Source organism: Kineococcus xinjiangensis (assembly GCF_002934625.1).
Taxonomy (GTDB): Bacteria; Actinomycetota; Actinomycetes; order Actinomycetales; family Kineococcaceae; genus Kineococcus_A; species Kineococcus_A xinjiangensis.
Genome location: NZ_PTJD01000004.1, coordinates 160,442 through 186,540, shown reverse-complemented (window position 1 = coordinate 186,540; position 26,099 = coordinate 160,442). Strand labels below are relative to the sequence as shown.

The window sequence follows — 26,099 nt, the reverse complement described above, 5'->3', positions numbered from 1 at the left end:
CTCCTCACGGTAGGGCAGCGGCTTGCCGATCCGGCAACGCCGCTTGGCGCCGCACCCCGAGCCGGGTCAGGCTCCTCGCATGATCGAGGAGAGGGACCGCACCCCCGGCGCCGCGGAGTGGGACGAGCGCTACAGCACCTCCGAGCGCACCTGGAGCGGGGAGCCGAACGGCGCACTCGTCGCCGAGACCGGTGGGCTGGCGCCCGGGCGCGCCCTCGACGTGGGCTGCGGGGAGGGCGCCGACGCCGTGTGGCTCGCGCGCCACGGCTGGCGGGTCACCGCCCTGGACGTCTCGGCCGTCGCGCTGCAGCGCGCGCAGCGCCAGGCCGAGGAGGCCGGGGTCCGGGTGACGTGGGTGCACGCCGGGCTGGTGGAGGCGGACCTGCCGGCAGGGGGCTTCGACCTCGTCTCGGCGCAGTACCCCGTCCTGCGCAAGGTCCCCGGCGCGGTGGCCGAGCGCACCCTCGCCGACCTCGTCGCACCGGGCGGGACGCTGCTCGTGGTGCACCACGACCTCGGAACCCGCCACGGCCACGAGGGCGGTTTCGACCCCGCGCTGTACGCGCTGCCCGCGGACGTCGCCGCCGTCCTCGGCGACGGCTGGCACGTCGAGGTCGACGAGCGCCGCCCGCGCAGCATCAGCGGCGGGGCGGGCGCCCACCACGTCGACGACCTCGTGCTGCGCGCCCGGCGGCGCTGACGGGGGCCGCGCCGCTCACCCGGCCGGTGCGACAGCCGGTGCCCGGCACCCGACCGCCCCGTCGGGTCACACGTCGAACAGCCGCTCCGAGCGCCCGGACAACCCGGGGTTGCCGATCGTCGCCATCGTCCGGCGGATGCGGCCGACCCGGCCGTAGCGCTGGACGAAGAGGTAGCCCAGATCACCGCTGTCGTCGCAGCCGTCGACGAAGACGGCATCGGTGCGCACGCCGTCGAGGGTGAGGTACCCGTCCCAGGCCACGCAGGCCATCCGGACCGCCTCCTGCTGCCGGATCCACGCCCGCGCGAACTCCTGGGCCTGCGCCATCTCGCCGGCGAATCGATGCAGCGCCCGCCCTCCCGGCTGCACGAGCATCACGAAGGGGACCAGCGGCCCACCGCGGGGGACGACGCAGTCGGTGGCGTGATCGAGGGCGAAGAGCAGGAAGTCCGCCAGCTCCTCGCCGGGCAGCTCCAGCGGCGCCTCGCCTGCACGGTCCATCCCGCCAGCGTAGGCGCCGCCGTCAGCTCCCCGCCGCCTCCACCGCGTCGGGCAGCAGCTCCAGCAGGGTCTCGACCTCCGCCGCGGTGGTGCGCTCGCCCATCGTGAAGCGGACGGCGGTGCGGGCCAGGTCCGCGTCCAGGCCCATCGCCAGCAGCACGTGCGAGGCGTCCTCGGAGTCCGCGGCGCAGGCGGAACCGCTGGAGCAGACCACCCCGCGCGCCTCCAGCTCCTGCAGCACCGTCTCCCCGCCGACGCCGGCGAAGCAGAACGAGGCGTGCCCGGGCAGCCGGCGGGTGCGGTGCCCGGTCAGCCGGGCGCGCGGCACCGCGGCCAGGACGCCGTCGACCAGCAGCTCGCGCAGCGCCGTCAGCCGCTCCGCCTCGGCGGGCAGCGCCGCCTGCGCGCGCCGCAGGGCGGTGGCGGTGCCCACGGCGCCCGCGACGTCCACGGTGCCGGAGCGGCGGCCGCGCTCCTGCCCGCCGCCGTGCAGGACGGGCTCCAGGGCGACCGCGCCGCGCACGAACAGCGCCCCCGCACCCCGGGGGCCGCCGAGCTTGTGCGCCGACAGCGTCAGCGCGTCCACCCCGAGGGCGTCCACGTCGAGGGTCAGGTGCGCCGCGGCCTGCACGGCGTCGGTGTGCAGGGGCACGCCGCGCTCGCGGCACAGCGCCCCGATCTCGGCGATCGGCTGCACGGTGCCCACCTCGTTGTTCGCGTACATCACCGAGCACAGCGCCGTGTCCGGGCGCAGGGCCGCGGCCAGCGCGTCGAGGTCGACGAGCCCGTCACCGTCCACGCCGACCACGTCGACGTCGAAGCCCTGCCGCTGCAGGGCCCGGCACGTCTCCAGCACGGCGGGGTGCTCGATCGCCGTGGTCACCACGTGCCGGCCCCGCCCGCTCGCCGTGGCGATGCCGGTGACCGCGAGGTTGTCCGCCTCGGTGCCGCCGCCGGTGAAGACGACCTCGCCGGGGCGGCAGCCCAGCACCCCGGCCACGCCGGCGCGGGCGGCGTCGAGGCCGGCCCTCGCGGCCCGCCCGACCTCGTGGGCGCTGGACGGGTTGCCGAACACCTGCGTCAGGTACGGCCAGGTCGCCTCCAGCACCTCCCGCACCGGCGGTGCGGTGGCGGCGTGGTCGAGGTAGATCACGGCCCTCAGGCTCCCGTGCCGGTGCGGTCGTCGGGGCGGACCTCCACGTCGAGGCCGAGGTCGAGCGCGGCGGCGGCCTGGGTGAGCGCCCCCACCGAGACGACGTCCACCCCGGTCGCGGCCACGGCCGCCACGGTGTCCAGCGTGATGCCGCCGCTGGCCTCCACGGTGGCGCGGCCCGCGACGCGCTGGACGCCGGTGCGCAGGTCCGCGAGGGAGAAGTTGTCCAGCAGCACGACGTCGACGTCGGCGGCGAGCACGGCGTCGAGCTGGTCGAGGCGGTCCACCTCGACCACGACGGTCGTGGTGTGGCCGATCCGCTGCCGCAGCGCGCGCAGGCCGCTGGTCACGTCGATGCCGGAGGCGGTGAGGACGGCGAGGTGGTTGTCCTTGACCATCACCGCGTCGGACAGGGACCAGCGGTGGTTGGAGCCGCCGCCGCAGCGCACGGCGTGCTTCTCCAGCACCCGCAGGCCCGGGGTGGTCTTGCGGGTGTCGGCGATGCGGGTGCCGCTGCCCTCCACCGCGGCCACGTAGCGGGCGGTGAGGGTGGCGATGCCCGACAGCCGCTGCACGAGGTTGAGGGCGACCCGCTCCGCGCGCAGGACCGCGCGGGCGGTGCCGTCGATGCGGGCGAGGACGTCACCGGCGCAGAACCGCGCCCCGTCGGCGAGCAGGACCTCGACCCGGGCGGTGCCGCCGGTCGCGGTGGCCGCCTGCTCCGCGGCGAGGCGCACCGCGTCGACGCCGGCGAGGACGCCGTCGACGCGGGCGCGCAGGACCGCCGTGGCGCGCGCGTCGGCGGGCAGCAGGGCCTCGGTGGTCACGTCCCCCCAGGGGGCGTCCTCCGCCAGGGCGGCGGCGACCACCTCGCCCAGCGCGGTCAGGGGGGCGGTGGGCGTCAGCACGGGATCCTCCTCAGGACGGTGCGCCGGGCGGTGGCGGCGGGAGCCGGGTGGTCACCGCGCCAGTGCGCGCCGCGGCTCTCCTGCCGCGCCGCGGCGGCGAGGACGAGGAGGCGCCCCGCGGTGCGCAGGTTCGCGTCCTCCAGCTCCGCCACGTCCGCCGGCGCCCGGGTCTCGTCGGGGGAGGGGGCGAGCTGCTTCGCGGCCACGTCGAGCCCCGCGGCGTCGCGCACCACCCCGGCGTGCTCCCACATCAGCCGCTGCAGGTCCTCCCGCGGCAGGTCGCTGCGGCGGGCGCGGCCCGCGTCGGCGACGTCGAGGACGTCCTCGTCATCGCCCACCCCGAGGGCCCCGCCGCCGCCCGCGCAGACGTCGGCCGCGGCGCGCCCGGCCAGGACCACGGCCTCCAGCAGGGAGTTCGACGCCAGCCGGTTCGCGCCGTGCACGCCCGTGCAGGCGACCTCCCCGACGGCCCACAGCCCCGGCAGGCTGGTGCGCCCCAGCGCGTCCGTGCGCACCCCGCCCATCCAGTAGTGCGCGGCGGGGGTGACGGGGACGAGGTCGCGCTCCGGGTCGAGGCCCTGCCCGCGGCAGAGGGCGTCGATCCCGGGGAAGCGCCGCGCGAAGGGGACCCCCAGGCGGGCGGCCACCCCGGTGGCGTCGAGCAGTGCGGGGCGCCCGTCCTGCCGGGCCATGACCGCCGCGGTCGCGCGGGCCACGACGTCGCGGGGCGCGAGCTCCGCCCGCGGGTCCACGGCGCACATGTACCGCTCGCCGCGCTCGTCGCGCAGGACGGCGCCCTCACCGCGCACGGCCTCGGAGACGAGGAACGCCTCCGGCAGCGCCGCGGCGGTCGGGTGGAACTGGAAGAACTCCAGGTCCGCCAGCAGCGCCCCGGCGCGCCAGGCCGCCGCCAGGCCGTCCCCGGTGGCGACGGCCGGGTTCGTCGTGTGCCGGAACAGCTGCCCGGCGCCGCCGCTGGCCAGCACCACCGCCGCCGCCCGGATCCGCAGCCGCTCCCCGCCGGCGGTCAGCAGGTCCGCCCCGGTGACGCGGCCGCCCTCCACGAGCAGGTCCGCCAGCGCGGTCCCCTCGTGCAGGCGCACCCCGCTGGCGCGCACCGCCGCGACGAGGGCGTCGCTGATCCGCGCCCCGGTGACGTCGCCGCCGGCGTGCAGGATGCGGTGCCGGCTGTGCGCGGCCTCCAGGCCCCGGGCGGGCAGGCCGTCGCGGCCGAGGTCCCAGGCGACGCCGCGCGCGGCGAGGCCGGCGACGGCCGCCGGGCCGTTCTCGCACAGCGCCCGCACCGCCGCCTCGTCGCAGAGGCCCGCGCCCGCCGCGACGGTGTCCGACGCGTGCAGCGCGGGGGAGTCGTCGCCGGAGCTGACGACGGCGATGCCCCCCTGGGCCCAGCGGGTGCTGCCCGCGCCGAGGTCGGCCTTCGTCACCAGCGCGACGGAGGAACCCCGCGCGCAGTCCAGCGCCGCGGTGAGCCCCGCGATGCCGCTGCCGACCACGAGCACGTCGACGGCGGGCAGCTCCCGCGGTCGCGGCGCGGGGGTCACGGACGGACGGCCAGCATCCGCTGCAGCGCGGTGCGGGCGGAGTCGGCGACGTCGGCGGGGACCCGCACCTGGTTGACGACCTCCCCGCGCACCAGCGACTCCAGCACCCAGGCGAGGTAGGCGGGGTGGATCCGGTACATCGTGGAGCAGGGGCAGATCACCGGGTCGAGGCAGGTGATGGTGTGCTCGGGGTGCTGCTCGGCCAGGCGGCGCACCATGTTGATCTCGGTGCCGATCGCGAACGCCGTGCCGGGCGGGGCGGTCTCGACGGCGCGCTTGATGTACTGGGTCGAGCCCGCCTCGTCGGCGGCGTCGACGACCTCCACCGGGCACTCCGGGTGCACGATGACGCGGACGTCCGGGTTCGCGGCGCGGGCACCGGCGATCTGCTCCGGCGTGAACCGCTGGTGCACGGAGCACCAGCCCCGCCACAGCACCACCCGGGCGTCGGTCAGCGCCTGGGAGTCGTTGCCGCCCAGGGGCTTGCGGGGGTCCCACAGGGGCATCTCGTCGAGGCCGACCCCCATCGCCTTGGCGGTGTTGCGGCCGAGGTGCTGGTCGGGGAAGAACAGCACCCGCTGCCCGCGCTGGAACGCCCACTCCAGGACGGCGGCCGCGTTGGAGGAGGTGCAGACGATGCCGCCGCGGTCGCCGCAGAACGCCTTCAGCGCCGCGGAGGAGTTCATGTAGGTGACGGGGATGACGGGCACGCGGCCCTGCTCGTCGGGCTCGGTGCCGTAGAGGGCGGTGAGCTGGTCCCAGCAGGCGGAGACCGAGTCGATGTCGGCCATGTCGGCCATGGAGCAGCCGGCGGCGAGGTTGGGCAGGATCACGCTCTGGCCGGGGGAGGCCAGCAGGTCGGCGGTCTCGGCCATGAAGTGCACGCCGCAGAACACGACGAACTCGGCGTCGGTGCGGGTGGTGGACTGCTGCGCGAGCTGGAAGGAGTCGCCCACGAAGTCCGCGAACTGCACGACCTCGTCGCGCTGGTAGTAGTGGCCGAGGATCACGAGGCGGTCGCCGAGGGTGGCGCGGGCGGCGCGGATGCGCGCCTCCAGCTCCGGCACGGGGGTGCGCCGGTACTCGGCGGGGATCTGCTGCTGCACCGGGGTGCTCGCCGGGGCGACGTCGGCGTTGGAGGAACCCGGCCCGTACTCGGGCATCGGCAGGGGCGCGCCGGGCACCGCGTCGAGGGCCCAGGGCCCGTCCGCGAGCTTCGGGTCGCAGACGCCGCCCGCGGCCGTGGCCGTCTCGCCGGTGCGGGGGCGCGGGGTGCGCAGGAGCTGCTCGACCTGGATGGTCACGGAGGTCATGGCGTTCCTTCCGGGGCCGCGGGGTCCGCGGGGGGCTGGTGCGGGCAGGTGCGCGTCCGCGCGAGGTCCTGGTGCCGCCAGGTCGGGGGTCTGCGGGGACGCCGCGGCCGGGGTCCTCACGAGAGGGGGCCCGCGGTGGCGAGGGGGCCGGGGCTGCCCTCGGGGACGAGCGCCCGGTACAGCCGCGGCGGCCGGTGCCGGGTGCCGGTGAGGCGCTCGCCGGTGGGGACGATCGTTCCGGACGCCTCGACGTGGCGGCGGAAGTTCGCGGGGTCCAGGGGGCGCTGCAGCACGGCCTCGTAGACCTCGCGCAGCTGGGCCATGGAGAACGTCTCGTCCAGGAAGTGCAGGGCGATGTGGGCGTACTCGACCTTAGTCCGCAGCCGCCAGAGGGCGTAGCGGACGATCTCGTCGTGGTCGAAGGCGAGGCCGGTGGCGTCGTCGGCGGCGCACCAGCGCACGTTCTCGCCCTCCTCGGCCACGGTGGCCTCGTGGGTGCGCACGAGGGCGGAGTAGACGACGGAGAGCACCCGCCCGGTGGGGGAGCGGTCGGGCCGGCCGAAGGTGTAGAGCTGCTCGAGGTAGCTGGGGCGCAGGCCGGTGGTCTCGGCGAGCGTGCGTCGCGCGGCGTCGCGCAGGCTCTCGTCCTTGCAGACCCAGCCGCCGGGCAGCGCCCACTCGTCCCGGTAGGGGTCGCGGGTGCGCCGGACGAGGGGGAGGTGGACGCGCGGGGTGCCGTCGCCCCCCGGGAGCAGGGCGAGGATCACCGTCGACACCGCGACGGAGATCTCCTGCTGCTCGGCCGGCTGGCACACGGGCGGTTCCACTCCTCGGGAGGGGGTGACGGCCTCTTCATCGGCCGCGCGGGGGACGTACTAAAGGTGTCAGCTACCTGAACCTCGACGGCATCAGGTTAGCCGCACCCGAACTCCGCGGGCAACTCGCTGGCGGACGGCGGTGCCTAAGTGCTAAGAATCTCAGTACTGAGCAAACTTGCCCGGTCATCGGCCGAGCACCACCAGGAGGGAACCGCATGCGCATCGCAGTCCTGGGAGCCGCGGGCAGCGTCGGCAGCCGGGTCGTGGCCGAGGCCCTCGCCCGCCGCCACGTCGTCACCGCCGCCGTCCGCCGCCACGACCAGCTCGCCTCCCTGCCCGCAGCCGCGACCGCCCTCGTCGCCGACGCCGCGGACGCCGCCGCCGTCACCGCGCTCGCCGCCGGCCACGACGTCGTCGTCCTCGCGACCCGCCCACCGCCCGGTCGCGAGGACGAGCACCTGCGCACCACCGCCGCCGCCCTCGCCGGCTCGGCCGGCAGCGGCGCCCGCCTCCTGGTCGTCGGGGGCGCCGCGACCCTGCGCGTGCCCGGAGCGGGCGGGCGCACCGCGGGGGAGGATCCCCGCTACGTGCCCGCGCAGTGGCGCCCGGTGGCCCGGGCCTCCGCAGCCCAGCTCGCCGCCTGCCGGGCCGCCCGCGACGTCGACTGGACCTACCTGAGCCCGCCCGCGGTGCTGGAGCCGGGAGTCCGCACCGGCCGCTACCGCCGCGGTCTGGACGAACTCCTGGTCGGCGAGGACGGCAGCTCCCGCATCAGCGTCGAGGACCTCGCCGTCGCCCTGCTCGACGAGCTCGAGGAGCCCGCCCACCGGCGGGCCAGGTTCACCGTGGCGCACTGAGGCGGCCGGCCCCCGAGGGCATCGCGCCACCCCCGCGGAAGTTCCCTCTTGTTCGGCGTGACAGGTGCGCGCATCCCGACGTACCGTTTTCCTACACGGGAAGGAGGTGGTCCAGAGCATGCAGAACTCTCGGACGCGTGAGGTGGCTGCCAGCTAGCAGCTGCGTGCAGGACGCTGACCGGTCTGGTCGCCCCGCGCAGCGCGGCGAATCCCAGGCAGTCACCGAGGCCCCCGGGTGCCGGCCAGTCCAGTCGGCCCTCCGCCAGGAGGAAGCACCCGGGGGCCTTCCCATGCCCCCGTGCCCGCGGTGCGCCCGCGGCGCCACGCGGTCCCGGGTGGAGCGGCCGCGGTGCGTGCACCGTGCAGGCCCATGCCGGAGAATGCGCGCGTGAGCGACCTCATCGACACCACCGAGATGTACCTCCGGACGATCTTCGAGCTCGAGGAGGAGGGCATCGTGCCGATGCGGGCGCGGATCGCGGAGCGGCTGCACCACAGCGGCCCGACGGTGTCGCAGACGGTGGCCCGGATGGAGCGCGACGGCCTGCTGCACGTCAGTGCCGAGCGTCACCTCGAGCTGACCGACGAGGGGCGCACGAAGGCGATGCGGGTCATGCGCAAGCACCGCCTCGCGGAGCGGCTGCTCACCGACGTCATCGGCCTGGACTGGGAGCTCGTCCACGAGGAGGCGTGCCGCTGGGAGCACGTCATCTCCGAGCACGTCGAGCGGCGGCTGGTGGAGATCCTCGACCACCCGCACTTCTCCCCGTACGGCAACCCCATCCCGGGCCTGTCCGAGCTGGGGGAGGCCGGGGAGGCGGAGGACTTCCGGGCGGGTGTCGCGCCCCTGACCACGGTCGACGCCTCCGCTCCCACGGTGGTGCGCCGCCTCGGGGAGCCGCTGCAGACCGACGTGGAGCTGATGGGCCGCTTCGCCGTCCTCGGCCTGCGCCCGGGGGCGTCCGTCACGGCGAGCCGGGCCGCCGGGGGCATCTCCGTGGCGCTGGGCGGGGCGACGATCGACCTGACCCCGGCCCAGGCGTCGCACGTGTTCGTGGAGGTCCCGCGCGCCTGAGCGCGCCTTCCCCGGCGTGGGAGATGTGAAACCCCTCACACCGCGCGTCCACACGACTGTGACGGGGACGTGACATCTCACACCGGTGTGAGTTACTGTCGCGCCGCTTCCCATCGTGCGGTGGGAAGCCCTCGAGCGGACGCCGAGCCCTGCCACCGCTGACGAGGTCCCGCGACAACTCATGGCAGGGGTGGGGGAACCACTTCCGGGCCGCCCGCCTCCGATCGCAGATCGGGGCGGTGGTCCTCGGGGTGAAGCCGGTGCGAACCGGCCGGGCGACCTTCCCGCCCGAACCCGACAGCTCACCTCGCAGGCGTCGGAGAGGTTCACGCTGTGACGACTCGTCTTCCGGCGCGCCATCGCGCCCCCGGTCGCCCCCTCACGCCCCTGGACGGCGCCGCCGACGGCCTGCGCCGCAACGCCGGCGCGCTGGGCCGCGGCACCGCCGTGCTGGCCGCGTCCTCGGGGCTCGTCCTGTCGCTGGCGATGCCCGCCGAGGCGCACGTCCAGCCCGCCCCCGCGGCCCCGGTGGCGCTGGAGGCCGACAGGACGCTGGAGCGCGCCTCCCGCAGCGCCGCCCGTCCCGCCCCCGGCGCGCAGGGAGACGTGGCCCCGGCCGTCCTCGCCCCGCCCGCCCCCGCTCCCGTGCCGGTGCCCGCCGCGGCCCCGGCCCCGGCTCCCGAGCCGGCCCCCGCGCCGCCGCCGCCCCCGCCGGCGGTCGACGTCCGGGCGCAGGTCCTGGAGATCGCCGCTCGCTACACCGGCACGCCGTACCGCTTCGGGGGGACGACGCCGGACGGCTTCGACTGCTCCGGCTACACCGGCCACGTCTTCCGCGAGATCGGCGTGCACCTCCCGCGCATCTCCCACGACCAGATGCTCGCCTCCCACCGGATCGCCCCGCACGAGGCGCTCCCCGGCGACCTGGTCTTCATGGCCAACGGCAGCGGGCGGGTCTACCACGTGGGCATCTACGCCGGCGACGGCATGATGTTCGACTCCCCGCGGGCCGGCAAGAGCGTCAGCAAGCGCAAGATCTGGACCGCGTCCGCGTTCTTCGGACGCGTCCTCTGAGCCTGTCCTGAACCGCGGACGGCGGCCCGCGCAGCCCCCTCGCAGGGGCCGTGCGGGCCGCCGTCGCGTGCGGCAGGAGGGGCTCCCCGACGGTCCCCGGTGACGACATCCGGGTGACGTCTGCGTGAGCAGCGGCGAACCCGCGTGACTCCGCCCGCAGCCGGACGTACAGTGCGAACCACGACGACGGCACCGCGGAGGCAACCGTGCTGCACGACACCCGGCACCACCGGCTCGCGGGCGCGTGCGCCCGCCCACGGCGGCGCAGGGGTGTGGCCGGAGCGATCCAGAGGCACCACCATCAGGTGCGCGTGCAGGTGCACGCCGTCCCCGTCAGAGGCGCACTCCCGACCCGGGAGGGCGCCTCTTCTCGTCGGTGGAGGTGGATGTGCGCACCCTCGTGCTGAACGCCGGATACGAACCGCTGGCCGTGGTCACGTTCCGCAGGGCGCTCGTGCTCGTCCTGGCGGGCAAGGCGACGGTGGTGCTGGAGGACGGCGAACCCGTCATCGGCGCCACGCTCACGCTCGCCCGCCCGTCCGTGATCCTGCTGGGCCGGTACGTGCGGGTGCCCCACGGCAGGGTGGTCCCCGTCAGCCGGCGGGGGGTCCTGCGCCGCGACCACCACCGCTGCGCCTACTGCCGCGGCCCGGCGAGCACCGTCGACCACGTCCTGCCCCGCAGCCGTCGCGGGCCGGACTCCTGGGGCAACCTCGTCGCCTGCTGCGTGCGCTGCAACAACGCCAAGGGCAACCGCACCCCGGAGGAGATGGGGTGGACGCTGCCCTTCGTCCCGGGCCCGCCGCGGGGGGCGTCGTGGGCGGTGCGGGGGGCGGAGCAGGCGGACCCGCGCTGGGAGGAGTTCCTGGCCGCTGCCTGAGCCGGTCCGGTGGGCGGGGCCGCTCAGCCGTCGTGGGCGAGGAGCGTGGCGGTCCCGGAGACGACGATCCCCCCGCGGGCGGGCACGTCGACGGCGATGAGACTCGGCCGCCCCACGTGCCGGCCCTGGTGCACGGTGAACCGGAACGGGGCGCTGCCCGGGCGCAGCGTGCGCAGGTAGCCGCCGAGGGAGGCTGCCGCCGAGCCCGTCGCGGGGTCCTCGCTGAGGGTGCCGACGGGGAAGAGGTTGCGCGCCTCGAAGTCCCGCTCGTCGAGCGGCAGGACGACGGTGACGGTCGCGCGCCAGCCCTGCTCGTCCATGAGCGCGCGGACGGCGGTGGGGTCGAACGAGAACGCGTCGAACGCCTCGCGGTGGGCCAGGACCACGACGGGGTGGACGTTGCCCGCGAACGCCAGCCGCGGGGGCAGGTCGGGGTGCAGGTCGGCGGCGGTGAGGCCGAGCAGCCCCAGGAGGCGCTGGAGGACCGCGTCGTCCAGGTCGTCGACGCGCGGCTCGCGGCTGGTGAAGGAGGCGGTGGGCCCGTCCGGACCGGCGACCGTGCGGATCTCCACCTCGCCGACCGGTGTCTCGAAGACGGTGGTGCCGGGGCCGTCGCGCTGGGCGAGGGCGACGGCGGTGGCGATGGTGGCGTGGCCGCAGAAGGGCACCTCCGCGACGGGGGAGAAGTAGCGGATCCCGGCCCGGTCCGGTCGCAGCGAGGTCGGCGGGGCCGTCAGGAAGGCCGTCTCGGAGTAGCCGACCCGGGCCGCGACCTCCTGCATGAGCGCGTCGGGCAGGCCGGTTGCGTCGAGCACCACACCCGCCGGGTTGCCGCCGCCCGGTCCGGCGGGGAACGCGGTCATCCGCAGCACGGGGACGGCGACGGGGTGGTCCGCGGTGGGGGAGTGCACCGGCACAGCGTGCCAGCGCGGGGCCCGCGGCGGGAGCCCCTCGTGCCGCGGGCCCCGTCCCCGCCGGGGACGGGGCCCGCGAGGGGACGGGGTCAGGCGGTCTCGGCGACCAGGGTCACCGGGACGTTGCCGCGGACGGCCTTGGAGTAGGGGCAGAGCTGGTGGGTGCGCTCGATGAGCTCCTGCGTCTGCTCCTGCGTCAGGCCGGGCACGGTGACGCGCAGGGTGACGGCGATGGCGAAGCTCTCGCCCTCCGGGCCCAGGCCGACCTCGGCGCGCAGCGTGGAGCCGCCGGCGTCCACGCCGAGCTCCTTGGCGGCGAGGCCCATGGCGCCCTGGAAGCAGGCGCCGTACCCGGCGGCGAAGAGCTGCTCGGGGTTGGTGGCGCCGCCGGGGCCGCCGGTCTCCTTGGGGGCCTGCAGCTCCAGGTCGAGGATGCCGTCGTCGCTCACGGCGCGTCCGCCGCGGCGGCCCCCGGTCACGGTGGCGCCGGCGGTGTAGACGATCTTGTCAGGGGTGTTCGTCATGCCCCGAACCTAGGGCGTCCGCCGGCCGGTGCCGCAAGGCCCCTCGAGTGGCGCGCGCGGGAGGCCGTGTCTAGCGTCGAGGGAACGTTGAGTGTTTGACCATCAGCTCGACGACCCATCGCACCGCCGACGAGCACTGGAGCAGCACCGTGACCGGATCCGACGTGACCGAGCCCGTCCGACTCAGCGTCATCTACTACTCCTCCACCGGCACCAACTACGAGATCGCCCGCACCATCGCCGAGGCCGCCGAGAAGGCGGGCGCCGAGGTCCGCCTGCGCAAGGTCCACGAGCTGGCCCCCGAGGAGGCCATCGCGAGCAACCAGGGCTGGGCCCAGCACGCGGCCGCCACCCAGGACGTGATCGAGGCCGACAAGGACGACATGACCTGGGCCGACGCCGTGATCTTCGGCTCGCCCACCCGCTTCGGCAACGTCGCCGCCCAGCTCAAGCAGTTCCTCGACACCCTCGGCGGGCTCTGGGCGCAGGGCCTGCTGGCGGACAAGGTCTACAGCGGCTTCACCTCCACCAGCACCCGCCACGGCGGGCAGGAGTCCACGCTGCTGGCCCTCTACACCACCATCCACCACTTCGGCGGCATCGTCGTGGCCCCCGGCTACACCGACCCCGCCAAGTTCGCCGACGGCAACCCCTACGGCACCTCCCACGTCGACGGCAACGGCGAGAACCCCGTCGACGACGTGACGCGCGCCGCCGCGCGGGTCCAGGCCCAGCGGGTGGTGCGCATCGCCGCCGCCCTCAAGGCGGGTCGCTGAGCGCCCGCGCGGACGCTGCGGCGGCACGGTCGGCCGGGGCTCCTCGGGGTGACCTGGGGGTCCTCCCGGATTGACCGTGCCGCCGCCGCGCGCAGATGCTGCGACGTACCCGGCGACCGCCGGCTGGAGGACGCCCGGGAATCGCCGACGGGACGACGGAGGACGAGATGGGCACCGAGGACGACCGCGCCGCATCGGCGCTGGACGACCTGCTGCAGCGCGCGGTGAAGCAGGGCTACCTCGACCCGATGGCCGGGCTCGCCGCGCGCAGCGGTGTGGACCGCCTGCGCACGTTCCTCACCACCGCCGGCAGCGAGGGCAGGGGCGCCGGCGCGGCCCCGTCTCCCGCCGAGCCCGCCGGGGGCGTCGAGGACGCCGAGGTCGTAGCCGTCGAGGAACCCCCGGTGCCCGCCGCGCAGGAGGCCGCTCCCCTCGAGGAGGCGGCAGTGGACGAGGGCGCCCCCACCGGCGGCGTCGCCCCCGGCGCGGACACCGTCCGGATCCCCGTGGTCCTGCGCGGGGGCCGGCGCGCCGAGCTGGTCCTGCCTGCGCGCTTCGACGAGGCGGACGCGGCGCGCGTCAGCTCCGTGCTGCACGCCCTCGCCCTCGACGAGGACCCCGGCGCCGCACCGCACGCCACCTGACCCGGCGCCGCGCCCTCTCCCGGCCCGCGCGGCTCCCCGCCCGGCTGGCAGGATGCGCCGGTGCGCGACATCGAGATCTCCGCCCGGCCCGGGGAGGACCCCGCCTCCGCCGTCATCCGGCTGGGGCAGCTGCTCAAGCTCGGTGACGTGGCCGAGACCGGTGCGGACGCCCGGGCGCTGCTCACCTCCGGCGAGGTGCGCGTCAACGGCGAGGTCGAGGAGCGCCGGGGCCGGCAGCTGAAGCGGGGCGACGTCGTCGAGGTGGCCGGGGAGCGCCTGCGCCTGGTCTGAGCGCCCTCGCGACGACCCCGGCGGGGCGAGGGCGAGGACTGCGCCCGACGGGTGTGAGCGCGCTGCGGGCGACGGGTGTGAGCGGAGTCGCACCGTGTCGGGCCGCCCCGATCGCGCGTCCGGGCGTGCCGGGCCGTAGCGTTCGTACGTCCTCAGCGGAGCGTCCGCGCCCCGCACCGCGACCTCCGACCTGCGAGGCAGCCACCGTGTCCGCAACCCAGCCCGCGCCCACTCCCGGGCCCACTCCGGGGCCGACTCCGAGGGCCGTCCCGGGCCCCGCCGCCGGACCGCAGAGGTACGACGCCGTCCTCATCGGCGGCGGCATCATGAGCGCCACCCTCGCCGCGCTGCTCACCGAGGTGCAGCCGGACTGGTCCGTCGTCGTCCTGGAGAAGCTCTCCGCCCTGGGGCAGGAGAGCTCCGCGCCGTGGCACAACGCCGGCACCGGGCACGCCGCGCTGTGCGAGCTGAACTACACGCCCGCCCGCTCCGACGGGGGCGTCGAGATCAGCAAGGCCGTCTCCGTCAACGAGTCGTGGCAGGTGTCCCGGCAGTTCTGGGCCCACCTGGTGGAGTCGGGCGCCATCCCCGACCCGACGCGGTTCATCAACCCGGTGCCGCACATGAGCTTCGTGCGCGGCGACGCGAACACCGCCTACCTGCGGGCCCGCTACGACGCCCTCAGCGACCACCCCCTCTTCCGCGGCATGGAGTGGTCGACCGAGCGTGGGCGGATCGGGGAGTGGGCACCGCTGCTCACCGACGGGCGCGACCCGTCCGAGCGCATCGCCGCGACGCGCTCCGCGGCCGGTACCGACGTCGACTTCGGCGAGCTGACCCGCGCGCTGCTGGGACTGGCCCAGCAGCGCGGTGTCCAGGTGCACACCGGGCGCACCGTCAAGGACGTCAAGCGCTCCGGGACAGGCTGGGAGGTCTCCGTCCGCGAGGCCGGGGGAGGCTCCGCCACCCTGCGCGCCCCCTTCGTCTTCGTCGGCTCCGGCGGTGGGGCCCTGCACCTGCTGCAGCGCTCCGGGATCCCCGAGGGGCGCGGCTTCGGCGGATTCCCCGTCAGCGGGCAGTTCCTCCGCTGCCGCCGCCCCGAGGTGGCCCAGCGGCACAGCGCGAAGGTCTACGGCCAGGCGGAGGTCGGCGCCCCGCCCATGTCGGTGCCGCACCTGGACACCCGCATCGTGGCGGGGGAGCGGGCGCTGCTCTTCGGCCCCTACGCGGGCTTCTCGCCGCGCTTCCTGAAGCAGGGCGCCCTCACGGACCTGCCCTTCTCGATCAGGCCCGACAACCTGCTGCCGATGCTGGCCGTCGCGCGCGACAACGTGCCGCTGACGACCTACCTCGTGAAGCAGGTGCTGCAGTCGCGCGAGCAGCGCCTCGAGGCGCTGCGGGTGTTCTACCCCGACGCGGCGGAGCAGGACTGGGAGCTCATCACCGCCGGCCAGCGCGTCCAGGTCATCAAGAAGGGCCCGCGCGGCGGGGTGCTGCAGTTCGGCACCGAGCTCGTCCACGCCGGTGACGGCTCCATCGCGGCGCTGCTGGGCGCCTCGCCCGGGGCCTCCACGGCGGTGGACGTGATGCTCAACCTGCTGCGGAAGTGCTTCCCGTCCCGCATCGAGGCGTGGGAGCCGCGCCTGCGGGAGGTGGTGCCCTCCTACGGGCGCAAGCTGTCCGAGGACGAGGATCTGCTGTCGGCCACGGTGGCGCGCACCACGGAGGCGCTGCAGCTCGCGGGCTGAGCCCCACGGGGCCGGTCAGGTGCCGGCGTCACCCGGGCGGCCCTGCGTGAGCAGCGGTGCGCTCAAGCCGCGGGCCCGGCTCGCCGACCCCCTGCGCAAGAGGGCGCCCCGCCGGCGGCGCCCGCGATGCCGGTGGGAGGCGTCGTGGAGCCCACCCGGACCGGCTCGCCCGTCGTGACGGGCGTGGACCCGATCCACCGCACGCGCTGGATCCCCCTCTGGGAGCAGGGCCCCGACGGCGGCCCGGAGCGGCAGCGGTCCCGGCGGGCCTCCGCGGCGCTCGTCGACGGCCTCGTCGACGCGCTCGACACCACGCCCGAGGTGGTCCTGGGGTTCCTGGCGGGGACGGGGCGGCTGTCCCTCACCGCAGCGGCCGACGGCACGGTGCGGGCCGTGGAGGAGACCCCCGCGGAGCTCGGATTCCCCCTGGGCCCCCACGGCTCCCCGGACGCCGCGGGCATCACCGCGGCCGGCGGCCGCGTCACCGGGGCCATCCCGCCCGACGGCGTGTGGGAGCACACCTCCCAGAGCCTCATGCAGGTGACCTACTACGCCGCGGCGATCGACCTGGCGGACGGTCGCGGGGAGCGGTTCGTGCGCGGCGCCGTGGTCGACGGGCGGGCACTGCCCGGCGGCACGCGCCCGGCGGCACGCGACCGCATCGCCGCCCTCGACGCCGCACTGGCCACGCTGCGGCGGCTGCCTCGCAGCTCCGCGGAGGCGAGGACCCGCGCCGCCGAGTCGTTCTTCGGCTCCCACGCGGGCTGCCACTTCGACGCCGACCTCTGAGGGCTGCTCCGGGCGCGGGTGCTGTGGACGCGGGCGGTCAGCCGCGGTCGGCACCTGCGCTCCCCGCACCGGGGCCCTTGGCGAAGAAGACGCGCCGGTAGCCGTCCTGAACGGCTCGGTGGCTCTGGCGGCAACCCCGACGCGGGTAGCAGGAGGCGTTCTCGCTCATCGCCTCGTGGGTGGAGAGCCGGACCTGCGCGATGCCCATCGTTCCCGCCTGCTCCTCCGCCAGTCGCAACAACCGCCGCCCGACACCTCGGCCCTGGTGGGCAGGAGCCACGGCGACGTCGAGCACGTCCTGCACGTCGGCGGCGCCCGCTCGTCGCACCACCACCTCCGGCGCATCGGCGGAGCGCGTGCCCGTCGTCACGTCGGGGAGCCTTCCCGTGCGCCGGTGACCTCCACGGCGCGGGTGGTCGTCACCACGGCCATCGCCGTCGCAGCTCGGCCGGTTGCCGACCGGGGTGGACGACGGCGACGCTCTCCGTCTCGGGGCAGTACGCGACGACCGGGCCGGTGTGGGGTGCTGCGGCGCAGAGGGCGAGCAGGACCCCGGCTCCGGAGGGCTTGCGGAAGCTCATCGAGGCCACCGGGTGGTCCAGGTGGAGGACGTCGTCGCAGCCGCCGTCTCGCCCGGTGCTGACACTCCCGCTGCATCGAGACGGTGACACGCCGCTCCGGACCCACGGCGGATCCGGGTGCCGGGCTCTCGCTGCAGCAGGAGTGTCCGCTGGCCCGCGCCGCTCTCCGGGAGGAGGCTGCAGCAGAGGGGCGCTCCGCGTGCCTCGCAGCGAGAGGGGTGGGCGTCGTGGGCGAAGACCGCGCAGCAGGACCGCCGGGGGTCGAGGGCACGTCCGATCCGAGGAGCCGCTACCGCACCCTGCCGGATCCCGCGCGCATCGCCGACGTGGTGGAGCGCCACGATCCGCTGCCGGCTCCCGATCCGACCATGGGGCGCGACCCGGACCAGGACTTCCTGCTCCGCAACGCAGGCTGACGCCGCCGGCGCCCGGTCAGGGGGCCGTCAGCACCACCGGGCCGTCGGCGGTCACGGCGACGGTGTGCTCGGCGTGCGCGGCGCGCTTCTTGTCCAGCGCCACGACGGACCAGCCGTCCTTCGCGGTGCGGTAGCGGCCCTCCCCGGACAGCAGCATCGGCTCGATGGCGAGCGTGTTGCCCACCCGGAGGCGGTGCTGCGCGGCGTTCGGGGTGGGGCGGTTCGGCACGAAGGGCGCCTCGTGCATGCTGCGGCCGATGCCGTGCCCGCCGTGGTCGGGCAGGTGGGCGTAGCCGTGGCGGACGGCGACCTCGTCCACCGCCCGGGCCACGTCCAGCAGGGTGGCGCCGGGCCGGGCGGCGGCGATGCCCGCGGCGAGGGCCTCCTCCGTGGCGCGCACCAGCCGGTCGTCGGCCTCCCAGACGTGCCCGGCCCGCTCCCCGACGTGGACGGTCAGCGCGGAGTCGCCGTGCCAGCCGTCGGCGACGGCGCCGCAGTCGATGCTGAGCAGGTCCCCGTCGTCGAGGCGCCGGCCGGTGGGGCGGCCGTGCACGACGACCTCGTTGACCGACAGGCACAGCACGCCGTTGAAGGGGGTCGGCGCCCAGGACGGCGCGTAGCCGAGGAACGAGGGGAGGGCGCCGGCTTCGCGGATGCAGGTCTGGGCGATCTCGTCGAGGTCGCGCAGCCGGGCACCCGGTACCGCGGCGGCGCGCACCGCCTGCAGGGTCCGCGCCACGATGCGCCCGGCCTCGCGCATGGCGTCGAGCTCCGCGGCGGTGCGGACGGGCATCGGTTCCTCGCTGCTCACGGCTCCCAGTATGGGCGGCGGAGCACCGGCGTCCCGGGACGGGCGGGGCGCCCCGGGCCGGAGCCGCGACGGGCAGTGCTCAGCCGAGGGCGGGCAGCGCCCCGGTGCCGGCCCGACCCTGCGAGTTCGCGGCGCGGCGGCGGTCGCGGTCGCGGAGCAGGAGCATGGCGAGCAGTTCGGAGCACACCGCTGCCACGAGCAGCGCGGCGGCCGCCACGAGGGTCCGGCCGGTGAGCGCGGCCTGGGCCGCCACCGCGGCGCAGACGGCGACCGCGAGCAGGTACGGCACGGCGAGGGCACGGCGGGCGCCGGGGGACATCGGGGGCTTCGGCCCGTCGGTCGGCCGTCGTCCCGCCCTGCGCATCGTGCGTCCTCCCGGAGTCGAGGGGACCGCACTCCGCGGATCGGGGCGGCCCTGCCGCGTCGATCCTCGTGCGATGGCCGTTTCCCGCCACCGGAACCGCGGCCCGCTCACCCGAACGGGTGACGGGACCCGCCCGCGGGGCCCGGCGGGCGGGCCCCGCCCGGTGCGAGCCGGTGCACCGGGACGGCGGCGGGTGGGCCGCAGCGCCCCGTGCGGCCCACCCCGTCCTCGGGTTCCGCGCCCGGAGCCGATCGCGGCGGCCCCGGGCGCGGAACCGGTCAGAGGTCCTGCGTCACGGGGGGTGCGTCACGGGTACTCGGTGATCCACACCGGCTGGCCGACCCGGTCCATGCCCGCCGCGTCCCCGATCCCGTTGACGACGTGGTCGATCGTCCCGGCGGTGAGGTTGACGGTCATGATGTGGCGCAGGCGCACTCCGGGCGTCTGCGGCACCTCGAAGCCGTTCTCGGTGTGGATCGACGGGTCGTTCTGGTTGAACACGTAGACGCCGCCACCGTGCAGCTGGTGGGTGCGGACGTGGTCGCCCACCTTGTACCCGGCCCAGCCCTCGACGTCGCCGTTCATCCAGTCCGCCTGGGAGGGCGGGTCGTACGGCAGCTCGTTCTGGTAGAGGACGACGGTGCCGCGCTCGCCGTTCCAGATGGTGTTGTACTGCTGGAAGTGCTCGACGAACAGCCCGGTGGCGGTGACGTTGTCGCCGTTGACCACCGCGCCGTTGAGGCCGATGTTGGTCCGCCAGCGGTCGGTGTCGCCGTTGACGCCCTCGGTGAAGCCCTCGACGCCGTGGTCCGCGCGCCACACCCACGTGTGGTCGATGAGCACGTGGTCGCTGTTGACCTCCAGGGCGACCTTGGTGCGCCCGATGTGGGGGCCGCCGACGCGGAAGAACACGTCGGAGAGCGTGGTGGGGTTCGACGGGACGGTGTGCGGACGGCCGTTGTTGCCGTTCTTCGTGCCGACCCGCAGCAGCGTCTCGGACGTCTCGGTGCCGGCGTCGACAGTGACGCCGGCGATGATCACGCCGGGGACGTCGGCGACGGTCAGCGGTGTGGCGCCGTCGACGGCGGTCAGGGTGGCGTGGCCCATGCCGAGCACCACGGTGTTCGCCCGCTTGACGGCGATGCTGCGCGCGACGTCGTAGACGCCGGGGGTGAGCAGGAGGTGCCGGCCCCGGGCGAGCTGGGTGTTGATCTCGCGGACGGAGTGCTCCGGGGTGGCGACGAAGAACTCGTCGAGGGAGATCGTGCGCCCGGGTGCCTGCCCGTCCTCCCAGCTGATGCCGCGGGTGTCGCGCTGCGCCGCGGGGACCCGCACGTTGTACCGGCCCTGGGCGTCGACGAACAGGTACGGCTTCTCGCGGCTGAGGGGCGTGCGCTCCAGCGTGGTGTAGGGCGGGTTCGGGAACCCCGAGTCGTCGGGTGCGCCCACGACACCGGAGAACACCTGGTTCCACACGCCGTTGGTCCACGTGCCGAGGGTGCTGTTGCGGGTGAGCCACTGCTGCTGCGAGCCGTTGATGACGGTGCCGTCCACGACCCCGTCGCCGGCCACGTTGTCCACCCGGGAGTCGGCGAGGAAACCTCCGCTGGCGAAGTGCGGGCCCGCGGTGCAGTAGTCCATCAGGGACAGCGGGGTCTTCTGCTCCCCGCCGAGGACGTTGAGGCGGCGGACGGGCGCCGCCTGGGAGACGGCGTAGAAGTTGGCGCTCTGTCGGCAGCCGTCCTGGCCGGCGCCGTTGACGTCGATGGTGAGGTTGGACAGCGTCCGCCAGAAGGTGTTCAGGGCGATGCAGTTGCTGGTGCCGCCGTCGGTGAGGCAGCGGTTGTAGACCTCCACCTTGCCGTTGATGACGACGTCCTCGGGGGAGGCGCCGAGGCCGGAGACCTCGGTGTAGTAGCCGACCTTGATCTGCAGGGGGTTCGCGTCCGTGCCGTAGGTGCCCGGCTTGAACAGCAGCGCGTAGCGCTGCGTGCCCATCTCGTTGTCCACCTGCTCGGCGTGGATCCGGTCGGCGATCGCCTGGATCTCGGCGACCGGCGTGGTGGGGTCGAAGACGAAGACGTTGGTCCCGAAGGGGGACTGCACGGCACTCGCGCCGACCGCGGCGGCTGCGGGCGCCGATGCGGGGACCGCCGAGGCGGAGATCGCGGGGGCCGTGATCGTCGCCGCGCTGAGGGTGAGGCCGAGGGCCAGTGCGCGGGCGGCGTGGCGGCGGGAGGTGGAGGGGAGCATGCGGGGGGAACCCTTTCGCCATCGAACGCGGGGTCATGGAAACGTTTCCAATACGACGGATCGTAACCCCGCACCGAGACGGCGTCTACAGCTCGGCGGGGTTCGGCGGAGGTGGAGGCCCGGGCCGGGCCGGGGTGTGGCGCAGGGTCAGGCGGGCGGTGCCGTCGTGCCGCGCACGACGAGCCGCCCGGGCAGCAGCCGCGGGGCGGGCCCGCGGCGCGCGCCGCCGCGGGGGCCCGTGACCCGCGGGTCGGCGATGATCTGCACCAGCAGCTCGACCGCCGCCCGGCCCATCGCCAGGTAGTCCTGGCCCACCGTCGTCAGCCCCGGGTGCACCAGCGACGCGGGCTCGATGTCGTCGAAGCCGACCACCGACACGTCGCGGGGCACGGACAGCCCCGCCTCCTCCGCCGCGCGCACCGCCCCGATCGCCATCAGGTCGCCCGCCGCGAACACCGCGGTCGGGGGGGAGGGCAGCGCCAGCAGGCGCCGCATCGCGGCAAGGCCGGATTCCAGGAAGAAGTCACCCTCGGCGACGTACTCCGGCGGCACGTCCAGGCCCGCGGCCGCCATCGCCGCCGAGAAGCCCTCGCGGCGCTCCACCCCGGGCATCATCCCCGCCCCGCCCGTGATCGTGGCGATCCGCCGGTGTCCCAGCCCCGCCAGGTGCTCCACCGCCAGCGCCGTGCCCTGCTGGTTGTCGGCGCTGACGTAGGAGGCCCGCGCCCCCCGCACCGGCAGGTCGAGGCCCACGCAGGGCCGCCGCGAGGCGATGAGGGCGTCCACCGCGGGCAGGTGGGCGTTGACCGCCATCAGCGCCACGCCCTCCAGGCTGTGCTGCGCGGCGATGCTCACGAAGTCGCTGGGTGAGGCGGCGGTGCTGCTCGGGGACAGCAGCATCAGGTGGTAGCCCGTCTCGGCCAGCGCCATCTTCAGCGCCACGAGCAGGTCCTGCAGGAAGGACTGCCGGCCGTGGGTGCGCACGTAGCCGGTGTCCCAGATCAGCCCCACCGTGTCCGAGCGCTGCCGCACCAGGGCGCGCGCCTGCTGGTTGGGCTGGTAGCCCAGCTCCCGGGCCGTGGCCAGCACCCGCGCCCGCGTCGCGTCGGCCACGTTGGGGTGGGCGTTGAGGGCGCGGGAGGCCGTGGCGGGCGAGACGCCGCTGCGGCGGGCGACCTCCCTGATGTCGACGGCCACGCGCCCTCCTCCGGACCGGCCGCTCGGCCGCGCTGGCGGCAGGGGGTTCCCGCCGCGGTGCGCGCAGGTTACGGGCTGCGGTCGCCGCGCGGGCACGCACCCCGCCGGGCCTGCGGGCGCGCCGCGCCCCGGACGTGGCGGGGCACGGGTGGCCGGGTCAGCGCACCGGCACCGGCGCGGGGACGGCGGCCGTCCCGGGCAGGTTCGCGAGGAACTCCGCCACCGGCGCGGGCCGGGCGAAGAAGTAGCCCTGCACCCGGGGGCAGCCCGCCGCACGCAGGCTCTCCGCCTGCTCCTCGTCCTCCACACCCTCCGCGACCACCGACATCCCGAACGACTCCGCCAGGGACAGCACGGCGAGCACCAGGGCGCGGCTGCGCGGGTGCCGGTTCATCCCGGCGACGAAGGACCGATCCACCTTCACCACGTCGAAGGGCAGCTCCTGCAGCTGCGACAGCGACGAGTAGCCGGTGCCGAAGTCGTCCAGCAGCAGGGTCACGCCCAGCTCGTGCAGGCGGCGAAGCGCCTCGGGGGCGGTGCTGCGGTTGAGGACCGCGCTCTCCGTCACCTCCAGCCCCAGGTTCGCGGCGGGCATCCGGTGGCGCGCGAGCTGCCTGGCCACCCGGTCCGGCAGGTCGGCGCAGAGCTGGTGGGCGCTGACGTTGACCGCCACGTGGAAATCGGCCGGGACGTGCCCGGCGGCCATCCAGTCGCCCAGGTCCGTCAGTGCCTGGTCCAGCACCCAGTCGCCGAGCGCGCCGATCAGCCCGGCGGCCTCCGCGACGGGGATGAACTCGTCGGGGCGCACCGGCCCCAGCTCCGCGCTGTGCCAGCGCAGCAGCGCCTCCGCCCCGACCGCCTGCCCGGCCCGGTCACCGGTCAGCGCCATGACGGGCTGGTAGTGCACCGACACCTCGCCGCGCCCGATCGCCCGTTGCAGGCCCTGCTCCAGCTGGAGGACGCGGTTGGAGCGGGCGGCCAGCCCGTCGTGGAAGACCCGGAAGCCTCCCGGGCCGCCGCGCTTGGACTCGTACATGGCGGCGTCGGCGTCGCGCAGCAGCGTCCGCGGCGTCGAGCCGGGCCCGGCGACGGCCACGCCGACGCTGCCGCTGACGTGCAGGGTGCGTCCCGCGAGCGTCAGCGGCTGCGCCCACACCTGCGCCAGTCGGGCGGCCACCCGCTCGGGCGGGCGGTCACCGTCGCAGTCCTCGCACATCACGGCGAACTCGTCCCCGCCGAGGCGCGCCACCACGTCGCGGGGCCCGACGGCCGCCAGCAGGCGCGGGACGAGCTGCCGCAGCAGTTCGTCACCCGCCTCGTGGCCGAAGGTGTCGTTGACGTGCTTGAAGCGGTCCAGATCGAGCAGCAGCATCGACACCGCCCCCTCGCGCCCCGCCTGCCGCGCCAGGGCGGCGCGCGTGGCGGCGGCGAGGACGCGCCGGTTGGGCAGCCCGGTGAGGGGGTCCTGGGTGGCGCTGCGCCGCAGGCGCGCGGTCATCCGGGACACCAGCAGCACGCTGCACAGCACCGTGGCGATGCGGATCGCGGTCTCCACGAGCGTCTGCGCCAGCGTCGGCGCCGGCAGCCACCACGCGGAGACGACGAACACGGCGGACGAGGCGGCGACGTGCAGCCAGCGCGCCCGGCGGGAGAAGATCCCCGCGTACGGCGCCGTCCACAGCACGAACAGCAGGGCGGGCCCGCCCGGGTCGCCGGCCAGCAGGTGGCCCGCGGTGACGAGCACGAGTGCCGAGGCGATGCACGCGTGCGCGACGAGGGTGAGGGACCTGCCGGACATCCTGCTCGCCCAGACCATCCCCATCAGCGCGGCCCCGAGGAGGGCGGCGGAGGCGCAGGCCAGGTAGGCGGGCCGCGCCTGCGCCGGCATGGCCGCGACGACGCCCCACGCCACGGCCAGCACACCGCCGACGAGGTACTGCATCCCGAGGACGCCTGCGAGCGTGCGCCGGGGGAAGACGTGGTCGGCGACCTCGTCCGCGAGCACGGAGGCCAGGGCCTGCCACTGCTGTGCGAGACCCATCCGCCCCCCCTCCTCCCGGCGCCGGTGTCCGCGCCCTGCGGCCGTCGATGCCGACCTCCCTCCTCATCGACCGCCGCGGGGCCCTCCTCAAGGGCCGGGGCGCGATCGAGGAGCCGGGACGTGATCGAGGGAACCCGTCCATGGCCAGCTGAACGGGTCAAGTTGCGCCGTTCGGGTGTCGATGAACGCCCCGACGAACCAAACTCTCGGGGAGCGTGGAGACGATGACTGCAGTGGCACCGCCGTCGGTGGTCCGCTGGATGGAGACGCTGCCGGTGATCCGGTGGCTGACCAACCGCAAGGTGGGCACGAGGATCCTCGGCGTCGTGGCCGTGCTCGCCCTGGTGGCCGTGGCCGTCGGTGTCGTGGGCCTGCGCTCCCTCGCCAGCACGAGCGCGGGCACCGAGCGGCTCTACCAGGAGAACGTCCAGGGGCTCGTCGAGCGCGGGCGCGTGCACCAGGAGCAGATCAAGTCCCGGATGCTCATCGCCAACCACGCCGTCTCCCAGGACGACGCGGGCATGGACGACTACGAGGAGAAGATCGCCGCCACCGACGCCGACCTCGACACCGCCGCCGCCGCCTACGAGGCCCTCGGCCTCGAGGGCCAGCGCGCGGACTGGGAGGAGTTCCGCGCCGCCCTGGCCGAGTTCCGCAGCGTCCGCGACGAGCAGCTGATCCCGCTCAGTCGCGCCAACGACCTCGCCGAGTACCAGCGGGTGCGCGACGAGGCCGCCCAGCCCGTCATCTCCCGGATGGCCGACGCCCTCGACCGCGTCGAGCAGTTCGAGCAGGCCGAGGCCGCCGCCGTCGTCGCCGAGGGGCACGAGACCTACGCCGACGCCCGCACGAGCATGCTCGTGGTGCTGGTGGCCGGGCTCGCCGTGGCCCTCCTCCTCGGCTTCCTCGTCTCCCAGATGATCGTCATCGGCCTGCGGCGCGTCGCGCATGCCGTCGAGGGGATGGCCGAGGGCGACCTCACCCGCACCATCGACGTCCACACCACCTGCGAGCTCGGCGCGATGGCCGACGCGCTGCGCGCCGCCCAGCGCGGCGTCGGGGAGGCCGTGCGCGCCATCGCCGACTCCTCCACCGCGCTGGCCGCGGCGTCGGAGGAGCTCAGCAGCACCTCCACCCAGATCGCCGCCTCCGCCGACGTGGCCTCCACCCAGGCCCAGGCCGTCGCCGCAGCCGCCGGGCAGATCTCCGCCAACGTGCAGACCGTGGCCGCCGGCAGCGAGGAGATGGGCACCTCCATCGCGGAGATCGCCCACAACGCCGGACAGGCCGCCGAGGTCGCCGCGGCAGCCGTCGGCGAGGCGCAGGCCACCAACGCCACCGTCGCGCGCCTGGGGCAGTCCTCCGCCGAGATCGGCGACGTCGTCAAGGCCATCACCGCCATCGCCGAGCAGACCAACCTGCTCGCGCTCAACGCCACCATCGAGGCGGCCCGGGCCGGGGAGATGGGCAAGGGCTTCGCGGTGGTGGCCGGTGAGGTGAAGGAGCTGGCGCAGCAGACCGCCCGCGCCACGGAGGACATCACCCGCCGCGTCGGGGTCATCCAGGCCGACTCCGCCAACGCCGCCACCGCCATCGGGCACATCTCCGAGACCATCGAGCGGATCAACTCGTTCCAGGTCACCATCGCCGCGGCGGTGGAGGAGCAGACCGCCACCACCGGTGAGATGAACCGCAACGTCAACGACGTCGCCACCGGCGCGGACCAGATCGCCTCCCGCATCGGCGGTGTCGCCGACGCCGCCCGCACCACCACCGAGGGCGTCGGGCAGTCCCAGCAGGCCACCGCCGAGCTGGCCGGCATGGCCGCGCAGCTGCAGACCGTCGTGGCCCGCTTCCGCCTCCCCGCGGAGCTGCGGAGCTGACGCGCCCTGCGGCCGCCGTCCCCGCG

Annotated in this window: 27 protein-coding genes and 1 riboswitch; of the genes, 12 read left to right on the top strand and 15 right to left on the bottom strand. The window is 75.6% G+C overall.

The genetic code is table 11. From position 1 onward, the window contains the following. Positions 1-79: 79 nt before the first annotated feature. Positions 80-700, top strand: coding sequence for a class I SAM-dependent methyltransferase (locus tag CLV92_RS07345; protein ID WP_104432156.1), 621 nt, complete (start codon positions 80-82; stop codon positions 698-700). Between the two features lie 66 nt (positions 701-766). Here CLV92_RS07345 and CLV92_RS07340 read toward each other — a convergent pair whose 3' ends face one another. The 6 genes from CLV92_RS07340 to CLV92_RS07315 form a co-directional block, all read right to left on the bottom strand. Then, positions 767-1,201: a hypothetical protein gene (locus tag CLV92_RS07340; protein ID WP_104432155.1), complete on the bottom strand. Its 435-nt coding sequence runs from the start codon at positions 1,199-1,201 to the stop codon at positions 767-769. Positions 1,202-1,223: 22 nt separating this feature from the next. After that, positions 1,224-2,354 carry a cysteine desulfurase family protein gene (locus tag CLV92_RS07335; protein WP_104432154.1) on the bottom strand — a complete coding sequence of 377 codons (1,131 nt, stop codon included), beginning with the start codon at positions 2,352-2,354 and terminating at the stop codon, positions 1,224-1,226. A gap of 5 nt (positions 2,355-2,359) precedes the next feature. Then, positions 2,360-3,262 (bottom strand): carboxylating nicotinate-nucleotide diphosphorylase, encoded by a 903-nt coding sequence (gene nadC / locus CLV92_RS07330; protein WP_104432153.1) that lies wholly within the window; start codon positions 3,260-3,262, stop codon positions 2,360-2,362. After that, the gene (gene nadB / locus CLV92_RS07325; protein WP_211290946.1) at positions 3,256-4,824 is read right to left on the bottom strand and encodes an L-aspartate oxidase; all 1,569 of its coding nucleotides are present in this window, start codon (positions 4,822-4,824) and stop codon (positions 3,256-3,258) included. The genes nadC and nadB overlap by 7 nt, the downstream gene beginning before the upstream one ends. Beyond that, a complete protein-coding gene (gene nadA, locus CLV92_RS07320; protein ID WP_104432152.1) occupies positions 4,821-6,137 on the bottom strand; it encodes a quinolinate synthase NadA in 1,317 nt (438 codons plus the stop codon). The genes nadB and nadA overlap by 4 nt, the downstream gene beginning before the upstream one ends. A 116-nt stretch (positions 6,138-6,253) precedes the next feature. Next, positions 6,254-6,952, bottom strand: coding sequence for an NUDIX hydrolase (locus tag CLV92_RS07315; RefSeq protein ID WP_245886538.1), 699 nt, complete (start codon positions 6,950-6,952; stop codon positions 6,254-6,256). A 218-nt stretch (positions 6,953-7,170) separates the two neighbouring features. Here CLV92_RS07315 and CLV92_RS07310 point away from each other — a divergent pair, with 218 nt between their 5' ends. The 4 genes from CLV92_RS07310 to CLV92_RS07295 all read left to right on the top strand — a co-directional run bounded on the left by CLV92_RS07310 (position 7,171) and on the right by CLV92_RS07295 (position 10,841). Next, entirely contained in the window at positions 7,171-7,812 is a 642-nt protein-coding gene (locus CLV92_RS07310) for an NAD(P)-dependent oxidoreductase (RefSeq protein WP_104432150.1), read from the top strand. 388 nt (positions 7,813-8,200) lie between these two features. After that, entirely contained in the window at positions 8,201-8,887 is a 687-nt protein-coding gene (locus tag CLV92_RS07305) for an iron-dependent transcriptional repressor DtxR (RefSeq protein WP_104432149.1), read from the top strand. Positions 8,888-9,088: 201 nt separating this feature from the next. Then, a riboswitch (cyclic di-AMP (ydaO/yuaA leader) is annotated at positions 9,089-9,216 on the top strand. A 4-nt stretch (positions 9,217-9,220) separates the two neighbouring features. Next, positions 9,221-9,961, top strand: coding sequence for a C40 family peptidase (locus tag CLV92_RS07300; RefSeq protein WP_104432148.1), 741 nt, complete (start codon positions 9,221-9,223; stop codon positions 9,959-9,961). A gap of 388 nt (positions 9,962-10,349) precedes the next feature. Next, the gene (locus CLV92_RS07295) at positions 10,350-10,841 is read left to right on the top strand and encodes an HNH endonuclease (RefSeq protein WP_104432147.1); all 492 of its coding nucleotides are present in this window, start codon (positions 10,350-10,352) and stop codon (positions 10,839-10,841) included. Between the two features lie 23 nt (positions 10,842-10,864). Here the strand turns inward: CLV92_RS07295 and CLV92_RS07290 are convergent, their stop codons facing one another. Both CLV92_RS07290 and CLV92_RS07285 read right to left on the bottom strand, forming a co-directional pair. Beyond that, positions 10,865-11,752: a PhzF family phenazine biosynthesis protein gene (locus CLV92_RS07290; RefSeq protein WP_245886536.1), complete on the bottom strand. Its 888-nt coding sequence runs from the start codon at positions 11,750-11,752 to the stop codon at positions 10,865-10,867. Between the two features lie 92 nt (positions 11,753-11,844). Continuing rightward, positions 11,845-12,279 carry an organic hydroperoxide resistance protein gene (locus tag CLV92_RS07285; RefSeq protein WP_104432146.1) on the bottom strand — a complete coding sequence of 145 codons (435 nt, stop codon included), beginning with the start codon at positions 12,277-12,279 and terminating at the stop codon, positions 11,845-11,847. Between the two features lie 164 nt (positions 12,280-12,443). Between CLV92_RS07285 and wrbA the strand changes: the two genes are divergently transcribed. The 5 genes from wrbA (at position 12,444) to CLV92_RS07260 (ending at position 16,527) form a co-directional block, all read left to right on the top strand. Beyond that, positions 12,444-13,055, top strand: a complete 612-nt coding sequence (gene wrbA, locus CLV92_RS07280) for an NAD(P)H:quinone oxidoreductase (RefSeq protein ID WP_104432284.1) — start codon at positions 12,444-12,446, stop codon at positions 13,053-13,055. A 167-nt stretch (positions 13,056-13,222) separates the two neighbouring features. Beyond that, complete coding sequence (locus CLV92_RS07275; RefSeq protein ID WP_104432145.1) at positions 13,223-13,699, top strand: hypothetical protein; 477 nt, start codon at positions 13,223-13,225, stop codon at positions 13,697-13,699. A 60-nt stretch (positions 13,700-13,759) separates the two neighbouring features. Further along, complete coding sequence (locus CLV92_RS07270) at positions 13,760-13,990, top strand: RNA-binding S4 domain-containing protein (RefSeq protein ID WP_104432144.1); 231 nt, start codon at positions 13,760-13,762, stop codon at positions 13,988-13,990. A gap of 206 nt (positions 13,991-14,196) precedes the next feature. Continuing rightward, positions 14,197-15,738: a malate:quinone oxidoreductase gene (locus tag CLV92_RS07265; RefSeq protein ID WP_245886535.1), complete on the top strand. Its 1,542-nt coding sequence runs from the start codon at positions 14,197-14,199 to the stop codon at positions 15,736-15,738. Between the two features lie 144 nt (positions 15,739-15,882). Further along, positions 15,883-16,527, top strand: a complete 645-nt coding sequence (locus tag CLV92_RS07260) for a hypothetical protein (RefSeq protein ID WP_104432142.1) — start codon at positions 15,883-15,885, stop codon at positions 16,525-16,527. Between the two features lie 37 nt (positions 16,528-16,564). Here the strand turns inward: CLV92_RS07260 and CLV92_RS07255 are convergent, their stop codons facing one another. Both CLV92_RS07255 and CLV92_RS21345 read right to left on the bottom strand, forming a co-directional pair. Then, positions 16,565-16,897, bottom strand: coding sequence for a GNAT family N-acetyltransferase (locus CLV92_RS07255; protein WP_104432141.1), 333 nt, complete (start codon positions 16,895-16,897; stop codon positions 16,565-16,567). Positions 16,898-16,946: 49 nt separating this feature from the next. Further along, positions 16,947-17,117, bottom strand: a complete 171-nt coding sequence (locus CLV92_RS21345) for a hypothetical protein (protein WP_158257165.1) — start codon at positions 17,115-17,117, stop codon at positions 16,947-16,949. 218 nt (positions 17,118-17,335) lie between these two features. Between CLV92_RS21345 and CLV92_RS07250 the strand changes: the two genes are divergently transcribed. Beyond that, positions 17,336-17,524 (top strand): heme biosynthesis protein HemY, encoded by a 189-nt coding sequence (locus CLV92_RS07250; protein ID WP_104432283.1) that lies wholly within the window; start codon positions 17,336-17,338, stop codon positions 17,522-17,524. Between the two features lie 16 nt (positions 17,525-17,540). On the opposite strand, the gene map is transcribed toward CLV92_RS07250, so the two are convergent. From map to CLV92_RS07225, 5 genes are all read right to left on the bottom strand, one after another. Then, positions 17,541-18,317: a type I methionyl aminopeptidase gene (gene map, locus CLV92_RS07245; RefSeq protein ID WP_104432140.1), complete on the bottom strand. Its 777-nt coding sequence runs from the start codon at positions 18,315-18,317 to the stop codon at positions 17,541-17,543. A 97-nt stretch (positions 18,318-18,414) separates the two neighbouring features. After that, a complete protein-coding gene (locus CLV92_RS07240; protein ID WP_146099448.1) occupies positions 18,415-18,699 on the bottom strand; it encodes a hypothetical protein in 285 nt (94 codons plus the stop codon). A 306-nt stretch (positions 18,700-19,005) separates the two neighbouring features. Beyond that, entirely contained in the window at positions 19,006-20,952 is a 1,947-nt protein-coding gene (locus CLV92_RS07235) for an adenylyl cyclase (RefSeq protein WP_104432138.1), read from the bottom strand. 147 nt (positions 20,953-21,099) lie between these two features. After that, complete coding sequence (locus CLV92_RS07230; RefSeq protein ID WP_104432137.1) at positions 21,100-22,149, bottom strand: LacI family DNA-binding transcriptional regulator; 1,050 nt, start codon at positions 22,147-22,149, stop codon at positions 21,100-21,102. 157 nt (positions 22,150-22,306) lie between these two features. Next, positions 22,307-24,190: a putative bifunctional diguanylate cyclase/phosphodiesterase gene (locus CLV92_RS07225; protein WP_104432136.1), complete on the bottom strand. Its 1,884-nt coding sequence runs from the start codon at positions 24,188-24,190 to the stop codon at positions 22,307-22,309. 224 nt (positions 24,191-24,414) lie between these two features. Here CLV92_RS07225 and CLV92_RS07220 point away from each other — a divergent pair, with 224 nt between their 5' ends. Next, positions 24,415-26,073 carry a methyl-accepting chemotaxis protein gene (locus tag CLV92_RS07220; protein ID WP_211290944.1) on the top strand — a complete coding sequence of 553 codons (1,659 nt, stop codon included), beginning with the start codon at positions 24,415-24,417 and terminating at the stop codon, positions 26,071-26,073. Positions 26,074-26,099: the final 26 nt, after the last annotated feature.